We start from the raw sequence: 13,393 nt of genomic DNA, 5'->3' as shown, positions 1-13,393 counted from the left end.
CGGCCGGCGCGGGCAAACGCGTGCGCGCGCCGCTGCCGACAGGCCCCATGGACTCGGCGCGGCATCGCGGGACGCCCGTGCGTCCGTCGCGAAACCGCGCGCCGGAAAGCCCGTGCCGCACTGCCGCAACGGCCGCCGGCACGAACCCGTGTGATACATTTCAACGTCAGTCTGCAAAACTACCATATCGCCGCCCGTCCGCCGCATGTCCGACCGTCAGGAATCCGCCGTAGCTGCGCCCGAAGCGGGACCTCCGAAGCACGATCATCCGGTCCTGCGTCGCGTGTTCAAGGTGACGCTGGCAGTCGGGATCGGCACCTACTTCGTTGCGTCCGGCGCGTTCCTCGGGCTGCGCTATGTGCTGCTGCCCCGCATCGACGAATTCCGCCCGCGCATCGAGCGCCTCGTGTCCGACAAGCTCCACGCGCAGCTTTCGATCGGCAAGCTTTCCCCGAACTGGTCCGGCATGCAGCCGGGCGTCGAACTCACGAACCTGACGATCCGCGGCCGTGACGGCAAGATCGCGCTGTCGGTGCCGCATGCGACCGCCGCGCTGTCGTGGATGTCGCTGCTGCGGCTGTCGCCCGCGCTGTCGAGCCTGATCGTCGACCAGCCCGACCTCGTCGTCGCGCGCGCCGCCGACGGCTCGCTGAGCATCGCGGGCGTCGGCGTGGCGACCACCCACGGCGGCAACGACACGTTCGGTACCTGGCTGCTGAAGCAGGAAGCGATCGTGCTGCGCGGCGGCACGCTGCGCTGGCGCGACGCGCAGCACGACGCGCCGGAGCTCGTGCTGTCGGGCATCCGGATCGCGGTGCTCAACAACGGCCGCGTACACCGGGCCGCACTGCAGGCGCCCGCGAACGGCACGCTGCTGCTCGGCCCGCTCGATTTCCGCGCGCGCTTCACGCACAAGGCGCTCGCGCCGGTCGGCAAGCCGTCCAACTGGACCGGCGACGCGTACCTGTCGACCGGCCCCGTCGATCTGCAGACGCTCGCCCGTTACCTCGACATCCCGCTCACGATCCATGCAGGCCGAATCGACAACGCGATCTGGGCGACCTTCCGCGACGGCCGGCTGCGCTCGGCGGGCGGCGACCTGCAGGGCGCCGACGTCACGCTGCGCGTGCGGCCGACGCAGCCGCGGCTCGACGTGCCGGTGGTCGGATTCGGCTGGGACATGGCAATGGACACGGGGCACGACTACACGCTGCACCTGTCGCGCTTCCATGCGGAACTCGGCCAGCCGCCGCTCGACGACGGCACGCCGCTCGCCCGCTCGCTCGCGCTGTCGACGCTGACGGCCCGTTACCGCGTGCCGACGGCGACCCAGGGGCAGCTGATCAGCGTCGTCGGCGACCGCGTCGATCTCGGCATCCTCAGCGAATTCATTCGCGGCCTGCCGCTGCCTGCACGCCTGCGCAACGAACTGATCAAGATCGACCCGCGCGGGATGATGGCGAACTACCAGATCGAAGTCGAGCGCGCGAAACCCGCGCGGGCCGACCTCGCGGAAGAGGAGCGCCGCACCGGCGCCGCGCCGATCGTCCGCTACCGCTTCCTCGGCGATCTGCAAGGCCTCAGCTTCGCCGCGCAGGAGCCGCCGCCCGGCCTGTCGCCGCGCGGCCATCCGCGCGCCGGCTGGCCGGGCATCGAGAACCTGTGGGGCCGCGTCGACGCGAGCGAGACGGGCGGCACCGCGCATTTCGACACGGTCAACGCGGCCGTCACGGTGCCCGGCGAGTTCGACGAGCCGCGCCTGACGTTCGACCGGCTGCGCGGCAACGTCAAATGGGCGATCACGCCCGCGCCCGGCGACAAGCATGCACGCGTCGACGTGACGCTGCCCGACCTGCTCGTCTCGAACCCCGATGCCGAAATCGCGGTGTCGGGCTCGTACACGAACCCCGGCCACGGCCGCGGCTCGCTCGACCTGCGCGCCGAGTTCGCACGCGCGTCGGTGGCGCGCATTCCGCGCTACCTGCCGACCGGGATGTCCGAGCACCTGCGCGACTATCTCGGCCACGCGCTGCAGGACGGCACGGTGACCAAGGGCGCGTCGATCGTCGCCCGCGGTCCGCTCGAGAAATTCCCGTTCGAACACGAGCCGGACGCCGGCGTGTTCCACATCGTCGCGCCGTTCACCGGCGGTCGCTTCGAGCCAACGCCGTACCCGCCGCGCAAGCTCGCGAACGGCACGCCGAGCGTCTGGCCGGCGCTCGACGGGATCGACGGCAAGTTCGAGCTCGCGCAGAACAAGCTGCGCTTCGACATCGACCGCGCGCACTACAAGCGCGTCGCGCTGACGAAGGTCGCCGGCCGCATCGACGATCTCGGCAATCCGACCCACTCGCCGCTCGTCATCGACGGCCATGCGCAGGGCCCGCTCGCCGACCTGATCGACTACGCGGACAACAGCTCGCTCGGCACGATGAGCGGGCATATCGGCCAGCGGATCGATGCGCAGGGGCCTGCGTCGCTCGGGCTCAAGATCACGATTCCGCAGCACGTCGCGCATCCGCATACGCACATCGAAGGCGCACTCGCGTTCGGCGGCAACACGCTGTCGACCAGCGGCGTGCCGCCGTTGTCGGCGCTGCGCGGCAGCGTCCGGTTCACCGAGGCCGGCGCGTCGCTGCACGACCTGTCGGGGCGCTTCCTCGGTGGCCCGGTGCACGCAAACGGCACCTTCCAGTCGCACGGCCCGTACACGGTGGACGTCGACGGCCGGCTCGCGCTCGACGCCGCGCGCGGCCTGAACCTGCACGGCCCGGCCGCCGCGCTGCTCGAGCACGTGGTCGGCGACGCACCGTACAAGCTCGCCGTACGCGGCGCGCCGGGCCGCCTGCCCGACATCAGCGCGCATTCCGACCTGACGGGCGTCGCACTGAATTTCCCGGCGCCGTTCGCGAAACCGGCCGGCACGCCGATGCCGTTCAGCTTCACGCTGCAGCCGGCGCCGCAGGCGGACGGCAAGCGCCTCGAACACGCCGACCTGACGCTCGGCCCCGTATCCGCGACCTACCTGCTCGATGCGACGCGCGGCCAGCCGCTGCGCGCGGTGCGCGGCGCGATGGGCATCCACCGGATGCCCGACATGCCGCAGGACGGCGTGAGCGCGGCCGTCGACGGCGACGAACTGGACGCCGACGCGTGGCTCGCGCTCGCCCACACGCTGCAGCCCGCGACGCCGCGCGCGCCGGAGCCGCCGGCCGCGCCGCGCGTCGATTTCGCGAGCTTCGCGCCGAAGCGTTTCGCGTTCCACTTCGGCACGCTGAAGCTGCTCAAGCGCAACTGGGAAAACGTGATCGTCGGCGCGTCGCACATCGACGAGCTGTGGCAGGCGAACATCGCGTCGAACCAGGTGTCGGGCTACCTGTCGTGGGCGCCGGGCGGCGGCCACAACGGTGCGGGTGTGCTGAACGCGCGGCTCGCGAAGCTCGTGATCCCGGACAGCGCGCAGCACGACCTCGTCGGCCGCGCGATGAACCTGCCGACGCCGACCGACCGCCCGATGCCATCGATCGACCTGATCGTCGATCAAGTGGTCGCGCGCAATCACGACATCGGCCGTCTGGTCGTCAACGCGCGCAACATCGACGAGGACGGCACGCCCGTGTGGCAGCTCGACAAGCTGGAACTGTCGAACCCGGCCGCGAAGCTGACGGCGACCGGCAACTGGCGCACGTCGCGCCGCGCGCTCGCCGACGAAAACGACGCGCCGCGCCGCACCGTGTTCGACTTCAAGCTCGACATCGACAACGCGGGCGCGCTGCTCGACCGCGTCGGCCTGCCGCGCACGCTCGCGGACGGTCACGGCTCGGTCACGGGCAAGGTCGGCTGGCGCGGCGGCCCGACCGCGCTCGACTTCCCGTCGCTCGGCGGCCAGGTCGCGCTCGACCTCGAACACGGGCAGATCCTGAAAGTCGATCCGGGCGCGGCGAAACTCCTCGGCGTGCTGAGCCTGCAAAGCCTCGCGCGCTTCCTGACGCTGAATTTCCGCGACGTGGTCGGCAAGGGGCTGCCGTTCGACAAGATCACGGGCACCGGCCGGATCTCGAACGGGATCGCGCGCACCGACGACTTCTCGATGACGACGGCGCCCGCGAACGTGACGGTACGCGGCGCGGTCGACCTCGGCCACGAGACGCAGGACCTGCACGCGCACGTCGCACCGAAGATCGGCGCCGGCACGGCGGCGATCGCGGCCGCGATCATCAATCCGCTGCTCGGCGTCGGCGTACTGGCCGCGAACTACGCGCTGTCGGAGACGCTGTCGCACGCGTTCGCGCTCGACTACGCGATCACGGGTTCATGGGCGCACCCGCACATCGAGCGGGTGCGGAGCGATCAGGGTAAGATAAATCACGGTCCCGCCGATGCGGTGAACCAATGAGCCGCGCGTCGAACCGCGCACGGTGCCGGGCCGCACCCCATTTATGACGCAACCGATCCCGCGATGACCGACCACACCCGTTCCGCTACACCCTTTCGGGTTGCCGCGCTGCAGATGGTGAGCACGCCGGACGTCGCGCGCAATCTCGCCGAAGCCCGCCGCCTGATCGCGGAAGCGGCCGGCGAAGGCGCGCAGCTCGTGCTGCTGCCCGAGTATTTCTGCTTCATGGGCCACCGCGACACCGACAAGCTCGCGCTTGCCGAACCCTATCAGGATGGCCCGATCCAGCGCTTCCTCGCGGACACCGCGCGGCGCCACGGCATCTGGGTGATCGGCGGCACGCTGCCGCTGAAGGCGCCCGAGCCCGATCGCGTGCTGAACACCACGCTCGTGTTCGATCCGTCCGGCAACGAAGCCGCGCGCTACGACAAGATCCACCTGTTCAACTTCGAGAAAGGCGACGAGTCGTTCGACGAAGCGCGCACGATCCGTGCGGGCGATACGGTCGTCGCGTTCGACGCGCCGTTCGGGCGGGTCGGCCTGTCGGTCTGTTACGATCTGCGCTTTCCGGAGCTGTATCGCAGGATGGGCGACTGCGCGATGATCGTCGTACCGTCGGCGTTTACGTATACGACGGGCCGTGCGCACTGGGAAACGCTGCTGCGCGCGCGGGCCGTCGAGAACCAGTGCTACGTGCTCGCGGCCGCGCAGGGCGGCAAGCACGAGAACGGCCGGCGCACCTGGGGCCACAGCATGCTGATCGACCCGTGGGGCGAGATCGTCGCGGTCCGCGACGTGGGCGCAAGCGTCGTGCTCGGCGCGATCGATCCGCAGCGTATCGCCGACGTGCGCCAGAGCCTGCCCGCGTGGCGGCACCGCGTGCTGACCTGAATCCGCTTTGCCGCTTGAAACACCGCGCGGCCAACCCATCTGCCCAGAAGCACCCGACAACTTTTTGAGAAATCCCGATATCCGCATGAACATCATCGAACCCGGCATCCGCAACCTCGCGCTGGCGAAGGACATCCTGCTCACGCCGTACGGCCTCGACGAAAGCCTGCTCACGCGCACGATCGCCGACATCTTCACGCATCGCGTCGACTATGCCGACCTGTACTTCCAGGCGACCCGCAGCGAAGCGTGGAGCCTCGAGGAAGGCATCGTCAAGTCGGGCAGCTTCAGCATCGACCAGGGCGTCGGCGTGCGGGCGGTCGCGGGCGACCGCACCGCTTTTGCGTACTCGGACGACCTGTCGCCCGAAGCGATCGCGCAGGCCGCTGCCGCCACCAAGGCGATCGCGGCGGCCGGCGGCGGCCGCCAGAAGATCAAGGCCGCGACGTCGCTGAAGGGCATCTCCGGTCGCGACCTGTACCTGCCGTCCGATCCGCTCGCGTCGCTCGACGCGACGGCCAAGGTCAAGCTGCTCGAGCGCATCGAGCAGATGGCACGCGGGCGCGACCCGCGCGTCACGCAGGTGATGGCGGGCCTCGCCGGCGAATACGACGTCGTGCTCGTCGCGCGCAGCGACGGCGCGCTCGCGGCCGACATCCGCCCGCTCGTGCGCGTGTCGGTCACGGTGATCGCCGAGCAGAACGGCCGCCGCGAGATCGGCTCCAGCGGCGGCGGCGGCCGCTTCGACTACGGCTACTTCACCGATGAAGTGCTGTCGCGCTACGTCGACGACGCCGTGCATGCGGCGCTCGTCAATCTCGACGCACGCCCCGCGCCGGCCGGCGCGATGACGGTCGTGCTCGGGCCGGGCTGGCCGGGCGTGCTGCTGCACGAGGCGATCGGCCACGGCCTCGAAGGCGATTTCAACCGCAAGGGTTCGTCGGCATTCGCCGGCCGGATCGGCGAGCGGGTCGCGGCCAAGGGCGTGACCGTCGTCGACGACGGCACGCTGCCGAACCGCCGCGGGTCGCTGAACATCGACGACGAAGGCAACCCGACGCAGTGCACGACGCTGATCGAGGACGGCATCCTGAAGGGCTACATCCAGGACACGCTGAACGCGCGCCTGATGAAGATGCCGGTCACGGGCAACGCGCGGCGCGAGTCGTATGCGGCGCTGCCGATGCCGCGCATGACGAACACGTACATGCTGAACGGCGACAAGGATCCGCAGGAAATCATCGCGTCGGTGAAGAACGGCCTGTACGCGGTGAACTTCGGCGGCGGCCAGGTCGACATCACGAACGGCAAGTTCGTGTTCTCGGCGTCCGAGGCGTACATGATCGAGAACGGCAAGATCACCTACCCGGTGAAGGGTGCGACGCTGATCGGCAGCGGCCCGGAATCGCTGAAGTACGTGAGCATGATCGGCAACGACATGTCGCTCGACACGGGCGTCGGCGTGTGCGGCAAGGAAGGCCAGAGCGTGCCGGTCGGCGTCGGCCAGCCGACCCTGCGGATCGACAAGATGACGGTTGGCGGTACGGCATAACCGCATCGCGGCGCAGATAATCCGCGCATTTTGAAGAAAACGCGCGGATTTTCCGCATTTTCGACGTTTCCCGGTTGCCAGCCGCACGGCGACGGGGTATAAATTCCGAATCAACTTTTTTTGACGAACTGAATCCCCGTCATGTCCGCCAAGTTTTACTTTTACTTTTTTTGGTATCTCAGACCGCTGGCGGATCGAGAGGGTTGATGGCGCGTAAAGCGCAACCGAAATTCCCGAAAAAACCGCCGGCGAACCCGGCGGTTTTTTTTCGCCCTTCGCCACCCGGTCGCCGCCGCAGCGTCCCGCGGCCCCGACCGACACCACTGAATCGCTTGAATTGATGAATCTGCCGCACGCGCACTGACCGAACGGCGCCCTCAACCGCTTTGCATGGGTCCGGAGTAACCGCTAAAGCGCTAACTCCGGTCGACATAGGAGAAACAGCATGCCCCCGCACAATACCGACGACGTCCGCATTCGCGAACTCAAGGAACTGACGCCGCCCGCCCACCTGATCCGCGAATTCGCGTGCTCCGAAGCCGCGTCCGAGCTGATCTACAACTCGCGCCAGTCGATGCACCGCATCCTGCACGGGATGGACGATCGGCTGATCGTCGTGGTCGGGCCGTGCTCGATCCACGATACGAAGGCGGCGATCGAGTACGCGGGCCGGCTCGTGAAGGAGCGCGAGCGCTTCAAGGGCGAACTGGAAATCGTGATGCGCGTGTACTTCGAGAAGCCGCGCACGACGGTCGGCTGGAAGGGGCTGATCAACGATCCGCACCTCGACAACAGCTTCAAGATCAACGAAGGGCTGCGCACCGCGCGCGAGCTGCTGCTGCAGATCAACGAGATGGGGCTGCCGGCCGCGACCGAATACCTCGACATGATCAGCCCGCAGTACATCGCCGACCTGATCTCGTGGGGCGCGATCGGTGCACGCACGACCGAGTCGCAGGTGCACCGCGAGCTCGCGTCGGGGCTGTCGTGCCCGGTCGGCTTCAAGAACGGCACCGACGGCAACGTGAAGATCGCGGTCGACGCGATCAAGGCCGCGTCGCAGCCGCACCATTTCCTGTCGGTGACGAAGGGTGGCCATTCGGCGATCGTGTCGACGGCCGGCAACGAGGACTGCCACGTGATCCTGCGCGGCGGCAAGGCGCCGAACTACGACGCGGACAGCGTGAACGCCGCGTGCGCGGACATCGGCAAGGCTGGCCTCGCTGCGCGCCTGATGATCGACGCGAGCCACGCGAACAGCTCGAAGAAGCACGAGAACCAGATCCCCGTCTGCGCCGACATCGGCCGCCAGATCGCGGCCGGCGACGCGCGCATCGTCGGCGTGATGATCGAGTCGCACCTCGTCGAAGGCCGTCAGGACCTGAAGGAAGGCTGCGAGCTGACCTATGGCCAGAGCATCACCGACGCGTGCATCGCGTGGGACGACAGCGTGAAGGTGCTCGAAGGCCTCGCGGAATCGGTCAAGGCGCGCCGCGTGACGCGCGGCAGCGGCAACTGATCGCGGCGTCGCAACGAAAAAAGCCCGGCTCGCGCCGGGCTTTTTTATTGGCCGGAAATCGTCCGTCGGCCCATCACTCGAGCGCGCCCGAACCGAAGATCTCGGTATTCACGCGTTCCGGCGCGACGCCGAGCGCGACCAGCGCGTCGCGCTGCGCCTTCATGAACGCGATCGGGCCGCAGATGTAGTAGTCGGCGTCCGGCACCAGCGCGAATGCCTTCACGCGTTCCGGCGTGAGCCGCCCTTCGACGTCGTGGTCGATGCCGGCGCGATCGTTCGGGCCGACCAGTTCGTACAGCACCGTGCGCCTGACGTTCGCATGCTCGCGCGCCGTATCGTTCAGCCAGTCGCGGAACGCATGCACCGCGCCGGAGCGGCAGGCGTGGACGAACCGCACGTCGCGCGTGCTGCCTTCGTCGACCAGCGTCGATGCCATCGACACCATCGGCGTCAGGCCGACGCCGCCCGAGATCAGCACGACCGGCGTCTCGACGCCCCGCTTCAGCGAGAATTCACCCATCGGCGCGGTCGCCTCGACGATCGCACCCTCCTCCACGCCGTCATGCATCAGCGTCGACACCTTGCCGGCCGGGATCGCTTCCGGCGTGCCGGCCTCGCGCTTCACCGAGATGCGCAGCCACTTGCCGTGCGGCGCATCGGACAGGCTGTACTGGCGCGGCTGGTCGACGCCGAGATCGCCGACGAAGCGCTTCACCGTGATGTACTGACCCGGTTCGAAGGTCGGCGCCGTGCCGCCATCGGCCGGGCTCAGGTAGAACGACGTGATCTCGTCGCTCTCGCGCACCTTGCGCGCCACCTTGAACGGACGGAAGCCGCTCCATGCGGCGCCCGCGTACAGGTCGGCCTCGGCGCCGATCAGGATCTGCGCGAGCTGGCCGTACGCGACGCGCCAGGCTTCGAGCGTTTCGGCATCGACCGCGTCGCCGAGCACTTCGACGATCGACGCGAGCAGGTTCTCGCCGACGATCGGGTAGTGCTCGGGGCGGATGTTCAGGCTCGCGTGCTTGTGCGCGATGTGCGATACCGCCCCGCCCAGCGCGCCGAGGTTGTCGATGTTCGCCGCATACGCGTAGACGGCCTTCGCGAGCGTCTCGGGCTGGCTGCCGGTCTTCTGGTGCGTCTGGTTGAACAGGTTCTTCAGTTCCGGATGACGCGCGAACATGCGCTGGTAGAAGTGCTTCGTGATCGTCGTGCCGTGCTCGGCAAGGACGGGGGCGGTGGCCTTCACACGGGCCATCTGGTCAGCGGTGATGTGGGTCATGTTCGTTCTCCGTTAAACATGCACATACGATACATGTTTAAAAAAGGACGTTCCCCGGGCAAATTGTCGCAGTGCGCAAAAAGGGCCGCGGCGCGCTAGCGGACGCGCCCGCGCTCCCACAGCACGTCCGCCCCGCCGCCGGCGCGGTTCAGCACGCGCGCCAGTACGAACAGCAGGTCCGACAGCCGGTTCACGTAACGCCGCGGCGCATCGTTGAGCGTGTCGGTGCGCCCGAGCGCGACGATCGAGCGCTCAGCGCGGCGGCATACGGTCCGGCACACGTGCGCGAGCGACGCCGCGCGCGAACCGGCCGGCAGGATGAATTCCTTCAGCGGCGGCAGCGTCGCGTTGTAGTCGGCGAGCCACTGGTCGAGACGCGCGAGATGCGTGTCGTCGAGCACCGCATGGCCGGGGATGCACAGCTCGCCGCCAAGATCGAACAGGTCGTGCTGGATCGTGACGAGCGCCGTGCGCACGTCGTCCGGCAGCGTCTCGGCGAGCAGCACGCCGAGGTTCGAATTCAGTTCGTCGACGTCGCCGATCGCCGCGATCCGCGCGTCGTCCTTGCCGATGCGCCGTCCGTCGCCGAGGCCGGTGGTGCCGTCGTCGCCGGTGCGCGTGGCGATCTTGCTCAAGCGGTTGCCCATGCGAATCTCCTGTCATGCGCGGCCGCGATGCAGCCCGCTTGGTTTGGAACGCGATTATCGCAGCCCGCGGCGGCGGGCGCAGCGGGCGTTACGGCGTAGAATGAGCCGAAAGTTCGACAAGCAGCCAGGAGACATTCGTGAATCACCCCGCCCCGCCGGCCGTCACGCGCCGCCCGCTGCCCCCCGCCATGCTCGATGCGCTGCGCGCCGCCTTCGGCGAACGCGTATCGACCGCCGACGCGGTCCGCGCCCACCACGGCCGCGACGAATCGCCGTTCGATCCGCAATTGCCCGACGCCGTCGTATTCGCCCGCAGCGCCGACGACGTGCGCGAAGCCGTGTCGCTGTGCTCGCTCTACAGCGTACCGCTGATCCCGTATGGTGCCGGCTCGTCGCTCGAAGGCCACCTGCTCGCGGTGCGCGGCGGCATCTCGCTCGACCTGTCGGAAATGAACCGCGTGCTGTCGATCAACGCCGAAGACCTGACCGTGACGGTCGAGCCGGGCATCACGCGCAAGGCGCTCAACGAAGCGCTGCGCGACACCGGGCTGTTCTTCCCGATCGACCCGGGCGCCGACGCCAGCATCGGCGGGATGACCGCGACCCGCGCATCGGGCACCAACGCCGTGCGCTACGGCACGATGCGCGAGAACGTGCTCGGCTTGACCGCGGTGCTCGCCGACGGCCGCGTCGTGAAAACGGGCTCGCGCGCGCGCAAGTCGTCGGCCGGTTATGACCTCACGCGCCTGTTCGTCGGCTCCGAAGGCACGCTCGGCGTGATCACCGAGATCACGCTGCGCCTGCACCCGCTGCCCGAAGCCGTATCGGCCGCGATCTGCACGTTCCCGACGATGGGCGACGCGGTGCGCACCGTGATCGAGACGATCCAGATCGGCGTGCCGATCGCTCGCGTCGAATTCGTCGATTCGCTCGCCGTGCGCTCGATCAACCGCCACTCGAACCTGACGCTCACCGAAGCGCCGACGTTGTTCTTCGAATTCCACGGCACCGAGGCCTCCGTCAAGGAACAGGCCGAGCTCGTGCAGGCGCTGGCCGGCGAGAACAACGGCCAGGGCTTCGAATGGGCGACCCGCCCCGAAGACCGCAGCCGGCTCTGGGCCGCGCGCCACAACGCGTACTTCGCGATGCTGCAGCTGAAACCCGGCTGCCGCGCGGTGACGACCGACGTCTGCGTGCCGATCTCGCAGCTCGCCGCATGCGTCGAGGAAACCGAAGTCGACCTGCGCGCGTCGTCGCTGCCCTGCCCGATCGTCGGCCACGTCGGCGACGGCAATTTCCACGTCGCGATCCTGATCGACCCCGACAAGCCCGAGGAACTCGCCGAAGCCGAGCACATCAACGACCGGATCGTCGAGCGCGCGCTGCGCCTAGGCGGCACCTGCACGGGCGAGCACGGCGTCGGGCTGCACAAGATGCGCTTCCTGCCGAAGGAGCACGGCGACAACGCGATCGACACGATGCGCGCGATCAAGCTCGCGCTCGATCCGCGCAACCTGATGAATCCCGGCAAGATTTTCACGTGCTGAGACGGCGGCGCGACGTCGCGCCTCCCGCAGGAGACCCCATGAATGCTCCCGTCGAACTGTCGAGCGCGGCACGCGCGCAGCGCCAGCGCGAAGTCGTGCAGGCGCTGATGGCCGTGCTGCCGACGCACTGCCTGCTGTACCGCGACGAAGACACCGCCCCGTACGAATGCGACGGCCTGTCCGCCTACCGCCGCCTGCCGCTCGCGGTCGCGCTGCCCGAAACGGAATCGCAGGTGCAGCGGATCGTGCAGATCTGCCGGCGCATGGAAGTGCCGATCGTGCCGCGCGGCGCGGGCACGAGCCTGTCGGGCGGTGCGCTGCCGATCGCGCTCGGCGTCGTGCTGTCGCTCGCGCGCTTCACGCGCATCGTCGAAGTCGACCCGTACGCGCGCACGGCAACCGTGCAGCCCGGCGTGCGCAACCTCGCGATCTCGGAAGCCGCCGCGCCGTACGGCCTGTATTACGCGCCCGATCCGTCGTCGCAGATCGCGTGCACGATCGGCGGCAACGTCGCGGAAAACTCCGGCGGGGTCCACTGCCTGAAATACGGGCTGACGGTGCACAACGTGATGCGCGTGCGCGCGGTGACGATCGACGGCGAGATCGTCGAGTTCGGCTCGCTCGCGCTCGACATGCCGGGTCTGGACCTGCTCGCCGTGATGATCGGCAGCGAAGGGATGTTCGCGATCGTCACCGAGGTCACGGTGCGGCTGATCCCGAAACCGCAGACCGCGCAGCTCGTGATGGCGAGCTTCGACGACGTGGTCAAGGGCGGCGAGGCCGTCGCGGCGATCATCGCGTCGGGCATCATCCCGGCCGGGCTCGAAATGATGGACAAGCCGGCCACGCAGGCCGTCGAGGCGTTCACGCACGCCGGCTACGACCTCGACGCGAAGGCGATCCTGCTGTGCGAATCGGACGGCACGCCGGAAGAAGTCGCGGAAGAAGTCGTGCGGATGACGGCCGTGCTGCGCGAGCACGGCGCGACACGCATCCAGGTGTCGCGCAACGAACAGGAGCGGCTGCGCTTCTGGTCGGGCCGCAAGAACGCGTTCCCGGCCGCCGGCCGTATTTCCGCCGATTATTACTGCATGGACGGCACCGTGCCGCGCCGCGCGATCGGCCCGCTGCTCGCGCGCATCGAGCAGCTCGAAACGCGCTACGGGCTGCGCTGCATCAACGTATTCCATGCGGGCGACGGCAACATGCATCCGCTGATCCTCTACAACGCGAACGACCCTGACGAGCTGCACCGCGCCGAGCAGTTCGGCGCGGAAATCCTCGAATGCTGCGTGGAATTCGGCGGCAGCGTGACGGGCGAGCACGGCGTCGGCATCGAAAAGCTCAATTCGATGTGCGTACAGTTCTCCCCGCAGGAGCGCGATGCGTTCTTCGCGGTCAAGCGCGCATTCGATCCGGCGGGGCTGCTGAACCCGGACAAGGGCATCCCGACCCGCGCGCGCTGCGCCGAGTACGGTCGCCAGCACGTGCGCGGCGGGCTGCTGCCGCACCCCGACCTGCCGCGCTTCTGAGCGTCGCGCGCGGTGCGCGGCCCGCGC

General features: G+C 68.7%; 8 protein-coding genes. 6 read left to right on the top strand and 2 right to left on the bottom strand.

Going from position 1 to position 13,393, the window contains the following annotated elements:
- Positions 1 to 205: 205 nt before the first annotated feature.
- The 4 genes from ACN22W_RS03670 to aroG all read left to right on the top strand — a co-directional run bounded on the left by ACN22W_RS03670 (position 206) and on the right by aroG (position 8,358).
- The gene (locus tag ACN22W_RS03670; RefSeq protein WP_419686272.1) at positions 206 to 4,396 is read left to right on the top strand and encodes a YhdP family protein; all 4,191 of its coding nucleotides are present in this window, start codon (positions 206 to 208) and stop codon (positions 4,394 to 4,396) included.
- A gap of 63 nt (positions 4,397 to 4,459) precedes the next feature.
- Positions 4,460 to 5,287 (top strand): carbon-nitrogen hydrolase family protein, encoded by an 828-nt coding sequence (locus ACN22W_RS03665; protein ID WP_048242938.1) that lies wholly within the window; start codon positions 4,460 to 4,462, stop codon positions 5,285 to 5,287.
- An 85-nt stretch (positions 5,288 to 5,372) separates the two neighbouring features.
- Complete coding sequence (gene tldD / locus ACN22W_RS03660) at positions 5,373 to 6,839, top strand: metalloprotease TldD (RefSeq protein ID WP_419686271.1); 1,467 nt, start codon at positions 5,373 to 5,375, stop codon at positions 6,837 to 6,839.
- Between the two features lie 445 nt (positions 6,840 to 7,284).
- Complete coding sequence (gene aroG / locus ACN22W_RS03655; RefSeq protein WP_046544980.1) at positions 7,285 to 8,358, top strand: 3-deoxy-7-phosphoheptulonate synthase AroG; 1,074 nt, start codon at positions 7,285 to 7,287, stop codon at positions 8,356 to 8,358.
- 73 nt (positions 8,359 to 8,431) lie between these two features.
- Here aroG and hmpA read toward each other — a convergent pair whose 3' ends face one another.
- Together hmpA and ACN22W_RS03645 are read right to left on the bottom strand one after the other, a co-directional pair.
- The gene (gene hmpA / locus ACN22W_RS03650; protein ID WP_419686269.1) at positions 8,432 to 9,640 is read right to left on the bottom strand and encodes an NO-inducible flavohemoprotein; all 1,209 of its coding nucleotides are present in this window, start codon (positions 9,638 to 9,640) and stop codon (positions 8,432 to 8,434) included.
- 95 nt (positions 9,641 to 9,735) lie between these two features.
- Positions 9,736 to 10,287: a cob(I)yrinic acid a,c-diamide adenosyltransferase gene (locus ACN22W_RS03645; RefSeq protein WP_129513760.1), complete on the bottom strand. Its 552-nt coding sequence runs from the start codon at positions 10,285 to 10,287 to the stop codon at positions 9,736 to 9,738.
- A 137-nt stretch (positions 10,288 to 10,424) separates the two neighbouring features.
- On the opposite strand from ACN22W_RS03645, the gene ACN22W_RS03640 reads away from it, so the two are divergent.
- Together ACN22W_RS03640 and ACN22W_RS03635 are read left to right on the top strand one after the other, a co-directional pair.
- A complete protein-coding gene (locus tag ACN22W_RS03640) occupies positions 10,425 to 11,834 on the top strand; it encodes an FAD-binding oxidoreductase (RefSeq protein ID WP_193097660.1) in 1,410 nt (469 codons plus the stop codon).
- Positions 11,835 to 11,872: 38 nt separating this feature from the next.
- Positions 11,873 to 13,366 carry an FAD-linked oxidase C-terminal domain-containing protein gene (locus ACN22W_RS03635; RefSeq protein WP_129513758.1) on the top strand — a complete coding sequence of 498 codons (1,494 nt, stop codon included), beginning with the start codon at positions 11,873 to 11,875 and terminating at the stop codon, positions 13,364 to 13,366.
- The last annotated feature ends 27 nt before the right edge of the window (positions 13,367 to 13,393 follow it).

The sequence above is a fragment of the Burkholderia theae genome, from assembly GCF_048565265.1.
Lineage (GTDB): Bacteria > Pseudomonadota > Gammaproteobacteria > Burkholderiales > Burkholderiaceae > Burkholderia > Burkholderia theae.
This window is presented reverse-complemented; position numbering and strand designations above follow the sequence as displayed.

What these genes read in the sequence shown, in the direction of transcription:
- ACN22W_RS03670 (WP_419686272.1), top strand. Translation starts at nt 206, where the DNA reads ATGTCCGACCGTCAGGAATCCGCCGTAGCTGCGCCCGAAGCGGGACCT.
- ACN22W_RS03665 (WP_048242938.1), top strand. Translation starts at nt 4,460, where the DNA reads ATGACCGACCACACCCGTTCCGCTACACCCTTTCGGGTTGCCGCGCTG.
- tldD (WP_419686271.1), top strand. Translation starts at nt 5,373, where the DNA reads ATGAACATCATCGAACCCGGCATCCGCAACCTCGCGCTGGCGAAGGAC.
- aroG (WP_046544980.1), top strand. Translation starts at nt 7,285, where the DNA reads ATGCCCCCGCACAATACCGACGACGTCCGCATTCGCGAACTCAAGGAA.
- hmpA (WP_419686269.1), bottom strand. Translation starts at nt 9,640, where the DNA reads ATGACCCACATCACCGCTGACCAGATGGCCCGTGTGAAGGCCACCGCC.
- ACN22W_RS03645 (WP_129513760.1), bottom strand. Translation starts at nt 10,287, where the DNA reads ATGGGCAACCGCTTGAGCAAGATCGCCACGCGCACCGGCGACGACGGC.
- ACN22W_RS03635 (WP_129513758.1), top strand. Translation starts at nt 11,873, where the DNA reads ATGAATGCTCCCGTCGAACTGTCGAGCGCGGCACGCGCGCAGCGCCAG.